General features: G+C 61.7%; 16 protein-coding genes and 4 tRNA genes. 13 read left to right on the forward strand and 7 right to left on the reverse strand.

Features of this window, described 5'->3' with window-relative positions; genetic code table 11:
- Window positions 1-49: 49 nt before the first annotated feature.
- Window positions 50-1276 carry a hypothetical protein gene (locus QQK25_RS10235; protein WP_284187834.1) on the forward strand — a complete coding sequence of 409 codons (1227 nt, stop codon included), beginning with the start codon at window positions 50-52 and terminating at the stop codon, window positions 1274-1276.
- Between the two features lie 97 nt (window positions 1277-1373).
- On the opposite strand, the gene QQK25_RS10240 is transcribed toward QQK25_RS10235, so the two are convergent.
- From QQK25_RS10240 to dndC, 6 genes are read right to left on the reverse strand one after another with little or no spacing between them, the layout of a single operon-like run.
- Complete coding sequence (locus QQK25_RS10240; protein WP_284187835.1) at window positions 1374-2675, reverse strand: DGQHR domain-containing protein; 1302 nt, start codon at window positions 2673-2675, stop codon at window positions 1374-1376.
- 6 nt (window positions 2676-2681) lie between these two features.
- Window positions 2682-3197, reverse strand: coding sequence for a hypothetical protein (locus tag QQK25_RS10245; RefSeq protein ID WP_284187836.1), 516 nt, complete (start codon window positions 3195-3197; stop codon window positions 2682-2684).
- A 1-nt stretch (window position 3198) separates the two neighbouring features.
- Window positions 3199-4731 carry a hypothetical protein gene (locus tag QQK25_RS10250; protein WP_284187837.1) on the reverse strand — a complete coding sequence of 511 codons (1533 nt, stop codon included), beginning with the start codon at window positions 4729-4731 and terminating at the stop codon, window positions 3199-3201.
- On the reverse strand, window positions 4732-6792 hold the full coding sequence (gene dndD / locus QQK25_RS10255; RefSeq protein WP_284187838.1) for a DNA sulfur modification protein DndD: 2061 nt from the start codon (window positions 6790-6792) through the stop codon (window positions 4732-4734).
- Between the two features lie 6 nt (window positions 6793-6798).
- Window positions 6799-6999 (reverse strand): DNA modification system-associated small protein, encoded by a 201-nt coding sequence (locus QQK25_RS10260; RefSeq protein WP_284187839.1) that lies wholly within the window; start codon window positions 6997-6999, stop codon window positions 6799-6801.
- A gap of 8 nt (window positions 7000-7007) precedes the next feature.
- Window positions 7008-8111: a DNA phosphorothioation system sulfurtransferase DndC gene (gene dndC / locus QQK25_RS10265; RefSeq protein WP_284187840.1), complete on the reverse strand. Its 1104-nt coding sequence runs from the start codon at window positions 8109-8111 to the stop codon at window positions 7008-7010.
- A 700-nt stretch (window positions 8112-8811) separates the two neighbouring features.
- Here dndC and QQK25_RS10270 point away from each other — a divergent pair.
- The 8 genes from QQK25_RS10270 to QQK25_RS10305 all read left to right on the forward strand — a co-directional run bounded on the left by QQK25_RS10270 (window position 8812) and on the right by QQK25_RS10305 (window position 11798).
- Complete coding sequence (locus tag QQK25_RS10270) at window positions 8812-9183, forward strand: hypothetical protein (protein ID WP_284187841.1); 372 nt, start codon at window positions 8812-8814, stop codon at window positions 9181-9183.
- A 227-nt stretch (window positions 9184-9410) separates the two neighbouring features.
- A tRNA-Leu gene (locus QQK25_RS10275) sits at window positions 9411-9495 on the forward strand.
- 51 nt (window positions 9496-9546) lie between these two features.
- A tRNA-Asp gene (locus QQK25_RS10280) sits at window positions 9547-9623 on the forward strand.
- A gap of 23 nt (window positions 9624-9646) precedes the next feature.
- Window positions 9647-9722, forward strand: a tRNA-Gly gene (locus tag QQK25_RS10285).
- A gap of 9 nt (window positions 9723-9731) precedes the next feature.
- Window positions 9732-9808, forward strand: a tRNA-Val gene (locus tag QQK25_RS10290).
- Between the two features lie 233 nt (window positions 9809-10041).
- Window positions 10042-10719 carry a CsgG/HfaB family protein gene (locus tag QQK25_RS10295; RefSeq protein ID WP_284187842.1) on the forward strand — a complete coding sequence of 226 codons (678 nt, stop codon included), beginning with the start codon at window positions 10042-10044 and terminating at the stop codon, window positions 10717-10719.
- Between the two features lie 21 nt (window positions 10720-10740).
- Complete coding sequence (locus QQK25_RS10300; RefSeq protein WP_153163731.1) at window positions 10741-11124, forward strand: DUF4810 domain-containing protein; 384 nt, start codon at window positions 10741-10743, stop codon at window positions 11122-11124.
- Window positions 11121-11798, forward strand: coding sequence for a DUF799 domain-containing protein (locus QQK25_RS10305; protein WP_284187843.1), 678 nt, complete (start codon window positions 11121-11123; stop codon window positions 11796-11798). The genes QQK25_RS10300 and QQK25_RS10305 overlap by 4 nt, the downstream gene beginning before the upstream one ends.
- A 111-nt stretch (window positions 11799-11909) precedes the next feature.
- Here QQK25_RS10305 and QQK25_RS10310 read toward each other — a convergent pair whose 3' ends face one another.
- The gene (locus QQK25_RS10310; RefSeq protein WP_284187844.1) at window positions 11910-13910 is read right to left on the reverse strand and encodes a UvrD-helicase domain-containing protein; all 2001 of its coding nucleotides are present in this window, start codon (window positions 13908-13910) and stop codon (window positions 11910-11912) included.
- Window positions 13911-13977: 67 nt separating this feature from the next.
- On the opposite strand from QQK25_RS10310, the gene QQK25_RS10315 reads away from it, so the two are divergent.
- From QQK25_RS10315 to QQK25_RS10330, 4 genes are all read left to right on the forward strand, one after another.
- Entirely contained in the window at window positions 13978-14925 is a 948-nt protein-coding gene (locus QQK25_RS10315) for a homoserine kinase (protein WP_284187845.1), read from the forward strand.
- A 116-nt stretch (window positions 14926-15041) separates the two neighbouring features.
- Window positions 15042-15839 carry a BPSS1780 family membrane protein gene (locus tag QQK25_RS10320; RefSeq protein ID WP_228112004.1) on the forward strand — a complete coding sequence of 266 codons (798 nt, stop codon included), beginning with the start codon at window positions 15042-15044 and terminating at the stop codon, window positions 15837-15839.
- Between the two features lie 4 nt (window positions 15840-15843).
- Window positions 15844-16620, forward strand: a complete 777-nt coding sequence (locus tag QQK25_RS10325) for a BPSS1780 family membrane protein (RefSeq protein ID WP_284187846.1) — start codon at window positions 15844-15846, stop codon at window positions 16618-16620.
- On the forward strand, window positions 16607-16779 hold a 173-nt coding region (locus tag QQK25_RS10330; RefSeq protein ID WP_284187848.1), incomplete at its 3' end, for a nicotinate-nicotinamide nucleotide adenylyltransferase. The genes QQK25_RS10325 and QQK25_RS10330, both read left to right, overlap by 14 nt.

A 16779-nucleotide genomic window follows, 5' to 3' on the forward strand; every position in this document is an offset into this window, starting at 1 on the left:
ACCTCCTGACCCGCGCGTGGCCCACCGGCCGCGCGCGCCCGAGCCCACCATGCCCATCGCCCAAGCCCTCACGACCGTAGATAGCAGCCCCTACTTCGAGCGGGTGCTGCGCCACGCCCTGAAGGAAAGCCTGATCGACGCCACCCGCCTCGACGGCATCCGCCGCGAGGGCGCCAAGGGCATCGTGCAGCTCGCCAGCTTCTTCAGCACCGCCAACCTGCGCCCCGAGCTCGAAGCCGCCCGCGGCCGCCTCGTCACGCTGGTTGGCCTCGCGCTGGAAGCCGAATCCGGCGGCAAGCTCGACGCCGCCGCCAGGCTGCTGCGCGACAAGACCCTGCTGGCCTTATCCAAGGCCGGCGCCGACCGCCTGCGCCGCCTCCATGCCCTGCCCACCGAGCGCCTGCTCGGCGCACCCGAGGTCTTCAGCGAGAGCGAAAAGGAATTCCTCGCCCGCAGCACGGCGGAGCCCGGCATCACCTATTCCCGCTATCTGGCCGAACACGGCGCCCGCGAACGCAACCAGCAGTTCATCGACGCCGCCTACTGGCTCGCCGGCAAGTTCGGCGTAAGCCGCGACATCGCCCAGGAATGGCACGTGTTCTGCGAGTCCGTCATCAACAGCGCCCTGCTGGTGCTGTTTGCCGAGAAGAAACCCAGCGGCTTCTTCAGCGTCGACCGCTTCCTCAAGCTCGCCGAAGCCGCCACCAAAAAGCGCGGCGCCAGCTTCGGCCCCCTCGACGCCTGGCTCGAAGACGCCCCGCCCGCCATCCGCCGGCTGATCGAAAAGGAATGCGCCCGCTTCACCACCGAAGTGCTGCCCATCCTGCGCGAGCACCCCGCCACCGAGATCTACCGCAACCAGGACCGCTTCTCCGGCCTGTTCTTCTTCGACAGCCACTCCATCGGCGAAATCACCCACCACGACAAGGCCTGCGCCGCCGAATGGCAACGCATCATGGGCACCCAGGGCGAACACCCCGACGTGCAATGCGGCGTGCTGCTGATGGTCGCAACCGGCCTCGAACCCGCCCGCAGCCTGCGCAAGAAAGACGCCCTCGCCATCTGGGACGCCTTCAAGGAAACCGGCTTCAACGAAACCGCCATCACCCGCTTCATCGACAACGTCGTCCCCTTCGAATACCAATCCGACATCCGCCGCCTGTGGGATGAGGACTTGGGGCCTGAGGCCGCGCAGCAGCTGGATGGTGATGACGAGACGAGGGTGCTGGGGTATCTGCAGGAGACTTGCAGGACTAGCTGGAAGAAGAAGGGGTGAGGGGCCAGAGGTCGGCCGAAGCTGCTACAGAGAAAGTTCTTCAGAGCAGTCTGCGGTTCACCGACTACCGGCCCGTTGCCCGAAAATCTCCAAAGTATTAGGCGGATATCGCGTCGTCAATCTCCTTGCGCTGCTGTTCTTTGAGATTTTCGATCTTCTCGCTCTCAAGGCCTGCTTTGACAAAAATACAGTTCTTGATGAGTAGGCGCCCCGACCCCGATGCGTTTTTGAACCGTTCGTTTCCGAAATTGATCTCAGCGGCGGGCGCGAGTTTTTTGGTGAAGAAATCCACGGAGAAGGTTTTCGTCGCAAAGCCTTCTTTGGAGATTGCGAGCAGCACGTCGAACAGGGCTTGAACGCCGACGGTCTTGCAGATGAAGGAGTCCGGCTTGCATTTCGACCAGAACAGCTCTTGGGCGGCAATGAGAAAGTTCTTCACAGCCGCGTAGATAACTTTGTCGTTCAACTGCAAGTAAAGCTCGCGCAGCGGCGATTTGTCGCCCGCAGCCGCTCGCGCCAAAACCTCGCGGTTGCGCTCGCCGGATTTGTAGCTCAGCAGAATGGTTCGATCGCGCTTCGTATTCTGGGAAAACAGCCGGGAGATACCTTCGACAACGGTCGCCATCGACACCATCCATCTTCCTTGCGCTTTCGCTTGCGCTCTGGTTAGCGCGAAATCGTTCTCGGCCGCGACAAGTACTTTGCGGCAAAGGGGCGAATCAGATTCGGAATTGAGTTTTCGGGCGAAATAGACCGCGAGCTTGTCTGGACTCCAATTGCCGGACGGCTCTTTTTCTATGTTATAGCCGAACAGCTCGAAGGTCTGGCTTTTATCAACCGGCTTTTGGTTTGAGTTGATGGTCGCAAATAGGAACGCCTGAAAGGGCTTCGGTAGGTCGAGAAAAAGAGAGCAGACCAGCTCCGTATCCAGACGCTCGGGTTTATCGCAAAAGTTAAAACCGAAAAGACGATGCTGCCCATCGATGATAGGAGCAAGAGCGGCATTAGTCGGAATTGTGAGTGTGTAGGAAACGCCATTCGCTACACCGGACGTTCTGACCTCGTCGACGTGCCAGCGAAGGTTCCGGGCGTTCTCGTTATCCTCTTCAATCGGCTCTCCGGTTTCGGGGTCGAAGTTGGGCGCGAGAATAATGCTGTTGGGAAAGGTGGACTCTTCCCCGGCAATATACGCCCCGATGTCCCGCAGTCTCGGAATCAGCAGTCCGCGCTGAGATCCTTCCAGCTCGTATGTCTCACCGTCGGCAGATCTTTTCGCGCGCAGGCGGTCGCTATAAGTCGTGTCGAGCAGCACTCTCGCCGGCAAAGAAACGACATAGAAAGTCCCAAGGGGCTGAGTTACGCTGATCGCAGGGACAGTAATGGGGTATTGTGGCGTCATCGGCGCTCAAAGGTCAAATCCGCCGGTATCACCGGCCGGAGGTGTTGAGGGGTTAGCGCCCAGAGAATCGTTCGGATCTATATCGAGAAAGCTCGGATTTACGCCGTTGGCCACCCACCAAAGAAGCAGGGAGGCTATGGTTCCGACTATTCCCCAAAAAAATGCCCAACCGGGGCTTACTCCACTCATGAACGGAAGCGTGAGCAAGAAAATAACCGCACCACTCAGCACACAGAACGAGCGCATATGCTGTTGCGTCTCTTTTCTATGGTCCATGAGCATCTGAAGCGCTGAACCTCCTGCTATGGCGGGAAAATAAGTATAAATAGCAGTCAGAACCCCATCCGTTTTTTGATTCCCAAAAGGCCAAGCCTTATAACACTCAACCCAGAAACCCAACGCCCCAATCCCGACAACAGCAACAAAGAAAAACGTCAGGAAAGTCATTTGCCCGATGGGTGTCCAGAAGCGTCTGCTAACCTCTTCAATGACCAACGGAATAGAACTCTTAATTGTGCTCACGTTAGAAAGCCTTCACGCGAATTGGCTTGCCGTCTTTCAATGTCATACAGATACCCGTCCCCAGGCCGGCGAAACTGATTTTACCGCGGAACATGTTCTGCAAAACTGTCGTGGATGCCGCGTTGGTTTTAAAGCAAATCGGTAGTCCGATGTTCTCGAGGTAATCGTCTCCGGCGCCGTCGTAATCGTCCGGCGACTGCGAGGCCAAGCTGACAACCAGTCCCTTGGATCTGTGCAAGCGGATGTTGTCGGAGAGCGCTTTGTGCCTGGACGCGAGCAGATGCCGAGCCTCGTCGACAGCCAAAACCATGCGGATCGCCCTGTGCCCATGATCGTCCTGCGGGGCCTCGTCCAGGCGCTTCATGTACGCGTTGAGCGAATCGAGGAGCATATAGGCCGCTAGGTTTTTTACTGTGTCCCTAGCGTGTGCGAACGTGATGATCCAAGACTTCGAAAAAAACGCGGCCGGCGAGAGCTCGGGAGTGAAGATCGACCGTTCGGTCAGATCGTTGATGGCGGAAATGACCGAGTCGACTTTCAGCGTGTTCTCCTCGTAGTAGTCCTTGAGCCCGTCGCGGACATTCTCGAGGGAAATGCGTTCGTTCTTGGCGAAAACAGGTTTGAGCGCTTCGCGGATATGCTCGAGTTGCATCGCCCCGGGTCGGCTTTGCATGACCTTGGCGAGGGAATCGCGGAAGCCGAGAACGACGTCGGATGCGTCGGTTTCGGAGCGCGAAGAGCCGTGGAACATGTCTAGCGGAATCTGATCCTGTGGGACGCGCAGAACGCGAGCGTCAAGTTCGCGAGCCAATTCGGCGTTGTCGGCCAAGTCGCCCTTACCGAGATCCAGCAGGAGAATCGGCGCGCCAGTCCGGCCATGCACTTGCTTAAGCGCCTCGATCATGGTCCTGGTCTTACCGGATCCCGCTTGTCCCATGACGGCGATATGCGGCGAATAACCCACTCCGTTGACCGTCCAGGTGAAATTGTTATCGCTTGCCTCTTCTCTGCCAAGCTCAATGGTGACCGGCTTCGCGACCGATTCGGGGCCCGCCCAGCCGTCTGTGCCACGACCGTCCGAATCGGTCGAAGCGACGCCCTGAACCTCTTCTGGCAGTGTGGCTCTGCGAGTGATCAGAATGTCGACGAACTTCGAGTAGCCGCCAGCCTCTTCCCAGTCCTCCGTTAGAAGCCCCACGCCACGATGCCAATGGCGAGCGACCAGGTCTTGGAGAGCAGGGAGGGTGATCGGCAGCTTGGGAAACAGATCCCGGAAATTCGCCACCAGCAGGGCCATCCATAGCGCGTGTTCTTCGACGCCGAAAAGAGTGTCCCCTTTGATGGCTTTCCCGAGCATGTCGGGAGCCTTGGGCGGAATGGTCGTTTCGCCAAGCGAGCGGCCGACTGCCATGCGCGCGATTGGTGCGCGAGCGGCGAACCCGAGTTTGATACGCAGTTGGTCGGTCTGCCGATAGGCTTCGGACGACGAAGCGAAGTTGGCGAGCAGAGCCTTCTCAATTGTCCACTCGGCCATTTACTGCTCCTTGAAATATTGGTTTTCGACGGCTCGTGCGCGACCCACGCCGCGGCCGAGGTCGTTGTGTTCCAGCAGATAGCTCTTGCCAACCGAACCGGAAATCGCCTTGAACATGTCGGCATCGATCTCCTCGTCTTGGGCGAGCAGGATCACTTGGCGCTGCTTCTGGCTGGTCCAGAAATTCAGTATATTCTTCCGATGCTCGCTATCCAGACGGGCGAGCGGAGTGTCGACTACCAACGGAGCCTCGATGCCGGAAACTTCGGCTAAGCCGGCGAGCAGGGCGGTCGCAAAAAGCTGGTTCTCCCCCGCAGAGCGGTCGAAATTGATCTCTGTGTTGTCCTTGGCCAAAAGGCGGCTTGCTCCGGTCTCCTCGATTACGATCTTGTCGACTTGGGACTTGTGGGCAAGCTGCTTGTAAGCAACGGTCATGGCCACGCCAAGCTGCTTGGTTTTGAGAGCGTAAAGACTGGGAATAAGCTCGTCGATCAGATCCCTGATCCGCTGGGCCTTCGAAATGTTCGATTTAGCGGGGCTGGCCTTGATGATCTGCTCATGGATACGGGAATAGATTGCCCGGTCCTGGTCGATGGTCGCCTCCTGAGAACGAATCTGCCGTTCGAGGTCGCCTCTGGAGCGTTCTTTCTGATCGATCGTGGCGCTGATGCCAGCTAGCTCCTCGTTGATGCGCGCCAGCGTGCCGTCGCGTTCAACTCCGTCGATTTTCGCCCAGCGCTTCTCGAGCTCGCGCAGCTCTCTCTGCAAGCTTTCTTTCTTGGTGACCAACACGCGGATTTCTTGTGCACCGATGCGCAGTTTCTCCGTCATCGCAAGCACGGCCTCCCGGCGCTCGTCCGACAGATAATCGTGAACGATCTCTTTCGCGCAGTCAGAGGGAGGAGGGTAGAAGAGGCTTTCCCAGGCAGCATTCAGTCTGCCCAGAACAGCGTCAATCTGTCCGTCCTCGAGCGGCGGCATGATCGCGGGCTCGGCGGCTTTAAAGAACGAAGCGATGAAGCGCTCTTTCTCGGGCTCCATGCCTTCTTTGCGGGCATCCCACTTTCGGCGCTTGATCTCCTGCCGCAGCTGTTCTTTGAGCAGGTCCGTGCAGTCCTTGTGGATCAGATGGAAGGGCAACTTGCCGGCCAGAGCGTCTTCCATCTGCCGTTCGCACTCGGCGAGCTGGGTTTTCACAAGACCTTGCTGGCGGACGATGTCGCCAGCGGTTGCGATATCTCCGCTGCCGCCGCCCAAAGCCATGATGCGACCCATCAATTCGTCGCGCTTAGCCTTGGCGGCGTCGAGTTCGCGCTCGAGCTCGTGCTTCAGCCCGTTTAATTCATCGAGCTTCTGCTCGTCGCGCTCGAGCTTTTCCGCGAGCTCCTTGTATTTCTCCTCGTCGACACTGGAGTTGCCGCTTCGGTAACGGTTGTTCGCCTGATATTGCTCGAGGCGCTTCTGCATGCCGCGCAACAGAACCACGCCCAGCAGGCCCTCCATGCCGGTCTTGATCTGCTCGATGCGGTTGCGGTTGGCCAGTGTCTTAACCTCCTCTCCGTCGAAAAAGAAAAACGGGGCCAGATGGGCAGGCACAAAGCGCTGATCCAGCAGCTCGGTCAGGTGCACCGAGTCGATCGGGCGGGAGATCCCGCCAGAGATTTCCTGCAGCAGGATTTCCTCTTCGCCATTCCAGTCGCCGCGCTTGGTGAAGAACCAACGGCGGGTGATCTCGAATCCTTCCGACGGATCCGAAAGCGCCTGGACTTTCACGCTCATGTTATCTTTGCCCAAGCTCAGCGCTTGCCCGTTGAGCGCGCGTTCGAGGAATGTCGGATAGCCTTTGCGCTCTTCGGTCGGCTTCAGGCCGGCGCGGCCCAGGTGCGGCATTGCGTCTGCGCCGTAAAGGCAGAGGTAAAGAGCCTCGAGCAGCGTCGTCTTTCCGAAACCGTTCATTCCCCCGATGAGGGTCAGGTTCCCTTCTCTCCCGGGTTGCGGGAAGTTGAACGACTGGAAGTAGTAGCTCTTGAAATTGTTCAGTTCAAGCTTGGATATCCACATGGCCGATTAATCCATCTGGTCCAGGGCTTCGGTGATCGCTTGATACACGCCGTCGGCCCGTTCCTGGCTCTGGCGCTCGCGCTGAATGGCCACCAAGTCTTCCAGAACAGAAACGGGAACCGCGTGTTTCGCGCAGAGATCAGCAAGAACCTTCTTTGCAGCCGGGTCGGACCACAGCGGCAAATCGCTTAAATAATGCTCCACCATTTTCCTTTTTACTGCCCTTTTTTCGCAAGCTCTTGTGCCCACGTCGATTTAATGAGGTCGATTTCTTCTTTGCTGATTAGCGGAGAACCGCCAAAGGCTTTCTGTGTTTCAAACAATTTTTCCAAGATCATCTGTCTAGCCTGAATCGTGAACGGCCCCGGAATATGCTTTCCGGATACATCAAATGTCACTAGACCGTTTCTTCGCTCCACACTTCTGTATTCCGGATTGTTGCGAATTTGCTTTAACCAGTCTCGGAACTCGATCAGAGGCTTGTATTCGTGATTGCCCGAATCGACGAACCCCTGAAGGCTCTTGTCTTTTTCAACGACCGTACATGTCCAGCAGCCAAACCGGCTCGATGCTGTACCGCAGCCGGGAGCTTCCGCCTTGCTCAGAACAACGGGGCATTCACCACCTTCGGCATCGCGATAAAGCTGAATCAGGCCGTTGTGGCTGCCTCCCCAGGGGGGGGCGAAGGTACCCAGAACCTCCCAGACATCCTCCGTGGTCAATGAGACGATAGGCCGGTAAATGAAAGCCCCGGTCAGCTCTGGATGAGGTTGCAGGTTCGATTCGTGGAGGTTTTTCCACTTGTTGATGTTATTGCGGCGGCTCTCGCTTTCGTCGCTGCGCACGCCAAGAAGAATAATGGCCGCGCCTAGCGCGCTGACGCGATCAAGGATGTACTGGCTAGTCGGCCCGATTTTTAGCCGGTCGGTGCACCAGCGCATGGTCTGGTTCGGGCTTGGATATCCCTTCCCGATTAGCAGGGTCCAGAAGGTTTTGTCGACTGGCGGGCGCGTGGTCGCGACGGTGATGGGGAGGCTCCAACTTTGCGCCGCGTTTCTCAAGGCGTCCTGAGAGCGCTCTAGGTGAGCGACAACCAGCGGACTCTCTACCAGCGTGTCGTTCGAGACGATATGAACCTCGCGCTTGCGCTTCGATGGCGGGAGGGAGAGTAGGGCTTCGAACAGGGCGTGGGCAACCACGGTCGAGTCTTTCCCGCCCGAGAACCCTAAAATCCACGGGTAGGATTGTTCTTCGGAAAGGTATTCCTGCTTTATCGACTCAACAATATCATTCCAAAGTATGTAAATGTCGTCTTGCATGAGGTCTGTGACTGCGTTCATGGCTGGCATTTTACGCCTCATGGACTCGATGTGTGGCGTTCTCAGGCGGAGGCGGGAATGGCATCGAACGGAGCCTTCAGCGGCTCGATTCGGCAACTTAAACCGGCTGATGGAATCTGGTCGAGGCTGCACAGCGCCCTTCGCCATCACATAGTGTATTCGCGCCCCCGAACCTGGAAGTCAGCCTACCGTTAGGTTCAGCCCCACCGGCCTAAACCTGCAGCCACTGGGGTCGCCTTCAGCCCCCAGATCAGCAGATCGTTGCTCACAGGCCTCTGAAGCTTGCGAACGCCAACAACAGCAAAGCCTCCTCCCCCTAGCATTCTGCCTACCGCTCCCCCATCCCGTCCCTCCCATCCCTCTCACGATAGCCTCCACCATTAATCTACGCCTACCCATCAAGGGTAAAGACTATCGGATAAGCTATCTACTCCGCTAGATCGTTCATCTAAGGCCGTAGATCACTCATCTAGCGCCGTAGATGACTCATGGGAACGCGCCCATCGATCATCTAGCGACGCCCATCGACGATCTACGCCGCTCCATCATCAATCTAGCGCACTCCGGCGCAGCGCCGACCATCCGATTCGGGTAGATGGTTGACAACATCATAGCCTCTCCACCATGATCCTCCCCGCTTTCATCAACCTTTCATCACAAGGACCGAGGAGACAAACTCATGGGATCCAACCGCAAGAACCGCATGCCGGCTGATCAGGTGCAGGCCAATATCGACGCCTATCTGGCGCTCAAGGCGATGCCCGGGTACAAGCCTTACAACCCCGCTTTCTCGCTGGAGGCGATCACCGCGTGCGTTGAACTGCTGCGTACTGCCGAGGTGAACGATCTGCACACCGAGCACGCGCGTCTGGCCGCGCGGGATGCCATCGTTGCCGCCCAGTGGGCGCTGCAGGACATCGTTGTCGGGGCCAAGGAGCAGGTCCGCGCGATCTACGGGCCCGATTCCGACGAGATGGTGCAGGTGGGCCTCAAGAAGAAGTCCGAGAAGAAGGCCCGCAGCCGCACCAGCAGGGCCGCCCAGGCCGCCTGACGATCCGGGCAGCCTTCACGGCCTTACCGTGGTCGCGCCAGTCGTCCGTGGGTATTGCTTGAGGCGCTTTTTATCGTATCGCAGGGGGATGGGCGACTGAAGTCGCCCCCACGAAGGCCTTTGAATGTCCTCTGCGCAGGTGCTCGATTCGGGTGCGCCGCACTTTTTTTCATAAAGGGCTAGCGCATCCGCCAAACCTTGGTTAATATTCGCGCCCTTCACCGCCTGCCCAGGTGGCGGAATTGGTAGACGCACTAGTTTCAGGTACTAGCGGGTAACTCCGTGGAGGTTCGAGTCCTCTCCTGGGCACCAAGGTAAGTGAAGATCATCCCGATGCCGGTTCCGGCGTCTGGAAGCCGACGCGGAGTGGTAGTTCAGTCGGTTAGAATACCGGCCTGTCACGCCGGGGGTCGCGGGTTCGAGTCCCGTCCACTCCGCCACGCATCACAAAGTTGTTCTTAGAGCGGCAGTAGCTCAGTTGGTAGAGCGCAACCTTGCCAAGGTTGAGGTCGAGAGTTCGAGACTCTTCTGCCGCTCCATTCCCTCCAGCGTCCTTAGCTCAGTTGGTTAGAGCGCCACGTTGACATCGTGGAGGTCGGCGGTTCGACTCCGTCAGGACGCACCAGGCAGCATGGCCTGTTCCGGCGCCTGATCCTGCAGCACCCTCCCCTCTCCGCAGTTTTCGCCCCGTCGCTTCCGCGATCGCCGGCGGTCTTTGTGCGTCCACGCGATGGGCTGCATGCCCGGCCGGCCGCCGCGCTTTTGCGCCACGCGAGCGCACCAAACTGATGCGTAAGGCATGCCGGTGTGTATATAATTCCAGCTTGGCATAATTCCAATCACATCGCAGGCCCAAGCATGAAAAAGACCTTCGCCCTTGCTGCATCTGCCGCCGTCACCGCCGCCATCCTGAGCGGCTGTGCCACCACCGAAGAATCCCGCACGCTGGCCGTGGCCAAGCCCGCCGCTGCTGCCCGCGCCTACACCGGCGCCCGCACGCCCATCTCGGTGGGCAAGTTCGATAACCGCTCCAGCTTCATGCGCGGCATCTTCTCCGATGGCGTCGACCGCCTCGGCAGCCAGGCCAAGACCATCCTGATCACCCACCTCCAGCAGACCAACCGCTTCAACGTGCTGGAGCGCGAGAACATGTCCGAGATCAAGCAGGAGGCCGCCCTCAACAAGGTTGAGCAGAAGCTCAAGGGCGCCCGCTTCGTCGTCACCGGCGACGTGACCGAGTTTGGCCGCAAGGAAGTGGGCGATCACCAGCTGTTCGGCATCCTCGGCCGCGGCAAGCAGCAGGTGGCCTACGCCAAGGTGGCCCTCAACGTGGTGGATGTGAAGACCTCCGAGGTCGTCTACTCCGCCCAGGGCGCCGGCGAATACAGCCTCTCCAACCGCGAGGTGGTGGGCTTTGGCAGCACCGCCAGCTACGACTCCACCCTCAACGGCAAGGTGCTCGATCTCGCCATCCGCGAAGCTGTCGACAACCTCGTCGGCGGTGTCGAATCCGGCGCGCTGCGCCTCGCCGACTAAGCCCGGAGCCGAGCCCACACCATGCACGTTTCTTCTTTCCGGCACGGCCGGCTGGCGCTGGCCGCGCTGGCGGTCGGCCTGCTCGCCGGCTGCGCCACCCAGCCCAAGCCGCTCTACTACTGGGGCGATTACCCCAGCGTGATGTACAGCCATTTCAACAACGCCAAGGGCCAGCAGGAGCAGATCCAGGCCCTCGAGGCCATGCGTGAGCAGGCCCGCGCCAAGGGCCTGCCCCTGCCGCCGGGCTTCCAGGCCCACCTGGGGATGCTCTACGGCCAGAGCGGCCAGGCCGGCCGTCTCGCCGAGAGCCTCGAAGCCGAGAAGCAGCAGTTTCCCGAAGGCGCACCCTTCATGGATTTCATCCTGAAGAAGTTCCAACCCAAACCCGCCGAGGCCCGCCAATGATCCGATCGCGCCTTTTTCAACGGGTGTTGCTGGCCATCGGCGTGGCGCTGCTTGCCGGCTGCGCCACCCAGCCGGGCTACGACTACACCGCCTTCCGCGAGAGCCGCCCCAAGTCCATCCTGGTGCTGCCGCCGCTCAACGATTCACCGGACGTGAACGCCACCTACAGCATGTACGCCCAGACCACGGTGCCGCTGGCCGAGTCCGGTTACTACGTGCTGCCGGTGACGCTGGTGGATGAAGCCTTCCGCCAGAACGGCCTCACCTCCCCGGCCGACATCCAGCAGGTGCCGCTCAAGAAGCTGTACGAGATCTTCGGCGCCGACACGGCCCTGTACATCAAGGTCACCCACTACGGCACCAAGTACATGATCATCTCCAGCGAGACCCGCGTCTCCGCCGAGGCCAAGCTGGTGGATCTGCGCAGCGGCGCCACCCTGTGGGAAGGCCGCGCCACCGCATCGAGCGAAGAGGGCAACAACAACTCGAGCGGCGGCGTGGTGGGCCTGCTGCTGAAGGCGGTCATCACCCAGATCGCCGACACCCTGAGCAACCGCGGCCACCCGATCGCCGGCATCACCGCCAGCCGCCTGCTCTCCGCCGGCCGGCCGAACGGCATCCTGTACGGGCCGCGTTCGCCCAAGTATCAGAAGGATGGCTCGCCGGCGCCTTGAGTCGGTGGTGTCGGGTTACGCCTTTCAGGCTAACCCGACCTACATCCCACCATCCTGAAAGTAGGTCGGGTTAGCCCGTCAGGGCGTAACCCGACACAACATCCTCGGCAATCAGCCGATCGTCCCCGGCTTGTTGCCCAGCATCGCGCGCAGGTTGGCGATGCGGGCGCGGGCGTCTTCCTTGCTCACCGGCTCGGCGGATTTGCGGTCGCTGCGGCGGATGCCTTCCATGCCCATCTCGTCGATGAAGCGTGAGGGGTCGCAGGTGCGCACCTCGCGGCCGGCCTTGCGGCGCTCGCAGTAGCTGATGGTGAGGCTGCGCTGGGCGCGGGTGATGCCCACGTACATCAGGCGCCGCTCTTCCTCGATCTTGTCCTCGTCGATGGAGCTCTGGTGGGGCAGCAGCCCCTCCTCCACGCCAACAAGAAACACGTGCTTGAACTCCAGCCCCTTGGAGGCGTGCAGCGTGGCCAGCTGCACCTGATCCAGCTCCTCGTCGTCCTTGTCGAGCATGGTGATGAGGCTGATGGTCTGGATCATGTCGGTGAGGGTCTTGCCGTCCTCCTCGCCCTTGCGGGTCAGCCAGCCGGTAAAGTCGCTCACGTTGCTCCACTTGGTCTCGGCCTCGCGGGGCTCGCAGCTTTCATACAGCCACGCCTCGTAGCCGATGGCCTTCAGCAGGTCGTTGATCACCGGGCCGGCGGGCTCCCGCGGGGCGCGGTGGGTGATGCGGTTGATGAAGTGGCAGAACGCCTGCATGCCCTCCAGCTGGCGCGCCGCCACGTGCTCGGACACGCCCTCTTCAAAGACGGCGGTGAACAGGCTGATGTTGCGGTTGCTGGCGTAATGGCTGAGGGATTCGATGGTGGCGGCGCCAATGCCGCGGCGCGGCACGGTGATCGCCCGGATGAAGGCCAGGTCGTCGTCCTCGTTGGCGATCAGGCGCAGGTAGGCGCACAGATCCTTGATCTCGGCGTTCTCGAAGAAGCTGCGCCCGCCCGAGATGGCGTAGGGGATCTTCTGGTTGCGCAGCTGCTGCTCGAACAGCCGCGCCTGGTGGTTGCCCCGGTAGAGGATGGCGTAATCCTTGAAGTGGGTGCGGTGCTCGAACTTGTGGGAGATGAGCTTCATCACCACCGATTCGGCCTCGTGCTCGGGCGTCTGGCAGGCCACTACCGTCACCGGCTCGCCGGCGCCGTGCTCGGACCACAGCTTCTTGTCGAAGAGCTTCTCGTTGTTGGCGATCACCGTGTTGGCGGCGTGCAGGATGCGCGTGGTGGAGCGGTAGTTCTGCTCCAGCTTGATGACCTTGAGGGTCGGGAAATCCACCGGCAGCTGGCGCAGGTTCTCGATGTCGGCGCCGCGCCAGGCGTAGATCGCCTGATCGTCGTCGCCCACCGCGGTAAACGCCCCGCGCACGCCGGTGAGCAGCTTGAGCAGCCGGTACTGGGCGCGGTTGGTGTCCTGGTATTCATCCACCAGCAGGTAGCGCAGGCGGTTCTGCCAGCGCTCGCGCACCTCGGGGTGCTCGTCGAAGAGTTTGACCGGCAAGCGGATCAGGTCGTCGAAATCCACGCCCTGGTAGGCCCGCAGGGTCTTGTCGTAATCCCGGTAGAGCAGCGCGGCGGCGGCGGAGACTTCGTCGTTGGCGATGTGAGCCGCCTCGTTGGGCTCGATGAGGGCGTTCTTCCAGCTGGAGATCTGCCACTGCAGCGCCTTGGCGCGGTTCTTGTCGGTGTTGCCGGTCATCTCGGCGATGATCTGGGTGGTGTCGCCCGAATCGAGGATCGAGAACTGGGGCTTGAGGCCCAGCAGCTGCGCCTCCTGGCGCACGATGCGCACGCCCAGCGCGTGGAAGGTACACACCGTCAGCCCCTTCGCCGCCCGGCCGCCCATCAGCTTGGAGATGCGCTCCAGCATCTCTTTCGCGGCCTTGTTGGTGAAGGTGATCGCCGCGATGGCGTGGGGGTTGAAACCGCAGTCAGTCACCAGATAGGCGATCTTCTGGGTGATCACCCGCGTCTTGCCGGAGCCCGCCCCGGCCAGCACGAGACAGGGGCCGTCCAGGTAATGGATGGCTTCGCGTTGGGGGGGGTTGAGCTGGAAGGACATGGCGGTGCAACGGGTGAAGCGGGGGAGGGCATTCTACCGCCACCGATTGATGTAAGCTCCCGCCACCATGTCTGTATTCACTCCCGTCACCGAATCCGAGCTCGCCGACTGGCTGCGCAACTACGCCATCGGCCGCCTCGAAAACCTGCAGGGCATCTCTGCCGGCGTGCAGAACAGCAACTTCTTCGTCACCACCAGCCTGGGCCGCTACGTGCTCACGCTGTTCGAGACGATGCCCCGGGCCGAACTGCCCTTCTACCTGCACCTGATGGCCCACCTGGCCCGCCACGGCCTGCCCGTGCCCGCGCCGGTGGCCAACCGGGACAACGAATACCTGGGCACCCTCTCCGGCAAACCGGCAGTGCTGGTGGCGCGGCTCTCCGGCAAGTCCGAGATGAACCCCGGCGCGGCCCACTGCCGGCGCATCGGCGCGATGATGGCCGGGCTGCATCTGGCCGGCGTCAATTTCGGCCGCAAGCAGGCCAACCCGCGCAACGCCGACTGGCGCCGCGACTGCGCCCGCCGGGTGCGCCCGCATCTTTCTGCCTACGAGCAGGCCGAACTCGACGCCGAGCTCGTCTTCCAGGCCGGTTTTGATCTGAACAAGCTGCCCCAGGGCGTGATCCACGCCGATCTGTTCCGCGACAACGTGCTGTGGGACGGCGAGTTCGTCGGCGGGGTGATCGACTTCTACTTTGCCGGCGTCGACGCCCTGCTGTTCGACGTGGCCGTGACGGTGAACGACTGGTGCGCCGACGCCGATGGTCGCCTCGATCCCACGCTTACCTCCGCGCTCCTCGAAGGCTATGCCGAATCGCGCCCCTTCACCGCCGCCGAGCGGGCCGCCTGGCCGGCCATGCTGCGCGCCGCGGCGCTGCGCTTCTGGCTGTCGCGGCTCGAGGATTTCCACCGCCCACGGGCCGGCGAGATGGTGCTGGTGAAAGATCCCGGCGAATACCGGCGCATCCTCGGCCAGCGCGCCACCGACACCGCACTGCCGGCCCTCCCCGCGTGAAATCCGGTCGCGATCCGATCGGCGGTTTGAACACCGCCGGCGATTTGGGCTAGCATTTCACTGCAACGCAACATGCTGATTTTTCGTCCCGTATTCCTGTTTTCCCCAACCCAGTCATGACCGAACCGGCCTCCCCGGCATCTCATCCGTACAGCAGCGCCCGGCATCCCCAGCCGCGCCACGTGTCCCCCGCCGAAAGCCTGGTGTGGCTGAAGGCCGGCTGGTCCTATTTCATGCAGAGCCCCGGCGTGTGGATCGCCATCGCGGTGATCTTCATCGTGATGCTCTTCGTGCTCGGGCTGGTGCCCCTGCTGGGCTGGGCGGTGGTGCTGATCGGCTTCCCGGTGATGGTCGCCGGCATGGTGATGGGTTGCCACGCCCTCGCCCAGGGCCAGCCCCTGCGGGTCGATCACCTCGCCGCGGGCCTCAAGGTGCATGCCGGCAACCTGGCGCTGGTGGGCGTGTTCTATCTGCTGGGTGGCCTGGTGGCCGGCTTCGTGTCGGTGGTGGTGGGCGGCGGCGCGCTGCTCACCGGCTACATCCTCGGTGCGCTGGCCGGCCTCGGGCTGGGCCTGGTGAGCGGCGTGGTGCTTGGCAGCGTGGTGTTCTCGGTGCTGTGGGTGCTGCTCATCACCGCCCTGTGGTTTGCCGCGCCGCTGGTGGTGCTGCGTGACACCCCGCCGCTGGATGCGATGAAGCTCTCCCTCACCGCGTGCTTCAACAACTTCGGGGCCTTCGTCGTCCTCGGGGTACTGATCTACGTGCTGATCTGGGTAGCGATGCTCCCGGCCGGGCTGGGCGTGCTGGTGCTGATCCCGGTGCTCGCCGGCACCCTCTACGCCTCTTTCCAGGACGTCTTCGGCGAACGCCCGGCCCTGCCGCCGGCCGCGCAGCCCGAAGCCACGCCGGAGTAAGCCGGTGCAGGCGCGCACTCTTCCCGCCCGGCGCGGCTGGGCCTGGATCGTCGACGGCTTCGCGATCTGGAAACGCAACCCGGCCCTCATCACCTTTCTGGTGATGGCCTACTCCTTCATCCAGCTGGTGATGTTCATCGTCCCGTACATCGGGCCAATCGTCATCTCGCTCACCACGCCGGCCCTGGCGCTGGGCATCTACAACGGCTGCAAGGCCGTCGCCGAAGGCCGCAAGGTGGGGCCCGAGGTGATGTTCTCCGGCTTTCGCCAGCAGCTGCCCGAGCTCATCAAGATCGGCGGCATCAACTTCCTGTGCACCCTGGCCTTGGTCGGGCTGGCCGTGCTGATCGACGGCAGCATGGGCGACCGAATGGTGGACATCCTGCTCGGCAAGGCCGACGCCGGCGAAACCCTCTCGGAAAACCCGTCCTTCGGCCTCGCGGTGCTGGTGGTGGTAGTCGGCTTCACCCCGCTGGCGATGGCCTACTGGTTCGCCCCGCTGCTGGCCGCGTGGGGCAAGGTTCCGGCCGTCAAGGCGCTGTTCTTCAGCTACGTGGCCTGCCTGCGCAACTGGCGCGCTTTCCTGGTGTACGGGCTGTGCCTGATGGTCGTCACCCAGGCGGCGAGCATCGTCGTCATCGTGTTCGACCTCGCCCTGCCCATCCTCGGCAGCCTCGCCGCCCTCGCCTTCCCGGTGGTCTTCATGCCGGTGGTGTTCGCCAGCCTTTACGCCAACACCACCGACGTGTTCGGCAAGATCACTCCGGATGAGCAGGACTGACCCCGCAGGCCCGCTGGGCCTGTTCGGTGGCACCTTCGACCCGATCCACCTGGGCCACCTGCGCCTCGCCGAAACCGCCCGCGAGGCGCTGGGCTTGGCGCGCGTGCGCCTGATCCCCGCCGGCCAGCCGCCCCACCGGGCCACGCCCGGCGCGAGCGG

The organism is Zoogloea oryzae (genome assembly GCF_030161255.1).
GTDB lineage: Bacteria > Pseudomonadota > Gammaproteobacteria > Burkholderiales > Rhodocyclaceae > Zoogloea > Zoogloea oryzae.

Excerpts from the sequence above, each read along its gene's own strand:
- QQK25_RS10315 (WP_284187845.1), top strand. The coding sequence starts at position 13,978 with ATGTCTGTATTCACTCCCGTCACCGAATCCGAGCTCGCCGACTGGCTG.
- QQK25_RS10310 (WP_284187844.1), bottom strand. The coding sequence starts at position 13,910 with ATGTCCTTCCAGCTCAACCCCCCCCAACGCGAAGCCATCCATTACCTG.
- QQK25_RS10300 (WP_153163731.1), top strand. The coding sequence starts at position 10,741 with ATGCACGTTTCTTCTTTCCGGCACGGCCGGCTGGCGCTGGCCGCGCTG.
- QQK25_RS10240 (WP_284187835.1), bottom strand. The coding sequence starts at position 2,675 with ATGACGCCACAATACCCCATTACTGTCCCTGCGATCAGCGTAACTCAG.
- QQK25_RS10320 (WP_228112004.1), top strand. The coding sequence starts at position 15,042 with ATGACCGAACCGGCCTCCCCGGCATCTCATCCGTACAGCAGCGCCCGG.
- QQK25_RS10295 (WP_284187842.1), top strand. The coding sequence starts at position 10,042 with ATGAAAAAGACCTTCGCCCTTGCTGCATCTGCCGCCGTCACCGCCGCC.
- QQK25_RS10250 (WP_284187837.1), bottom strand. The coding sequence starts at position 4,731 with ATGGCCGAGTGGACAATTGAGAAGGCTCTGCTCGCCAACTTCGCTTCG.
- QQK25_RS10305 (WP_284187843.1), top strand. The coding sequence starts at position 11,121 with ATGATCCGATCGCGCCTTTTTCAACGGGTGTTGCTGGCCATCGGCGTG.
- QQK25_RS10235 (WP_284187834.1), top strand. The coding sequence starts at position 50 with ATGCCCATCGCCCAAGCCCTCACGACCGTAGATAGCAGCCCCTACTTC.
- QQK25_RS10270 (WP_284187841.1), top strand. The coding sequence starts at position 8,812 with ATGGGATCCAACCGCAAGAACCGCATGCCGGCTGATCAGGTGCAGGCC.
- dndC (WP_284187840.1), bottom strand. The coding sequence starts at position 8,111 with ATGCAAGACGACATTTACATACTTTGGAATGATATTGTTGAGTCGATA.
- dndD (WP_284187838.1), bottom strand. The coding sequence starts at position 6,792 with ATGTGGATATCCAAGCTTGAACTGAACAATTTCAAGAGCTACTACTTC.
- QQK25_RS10260 (WP_284187839.1), bottom strand. The coding sequence starts at position 6,999 with ATGGTGGAGCATTATTTAAGCGATTTGCCGCTGTGGTCCGACCCGGCT.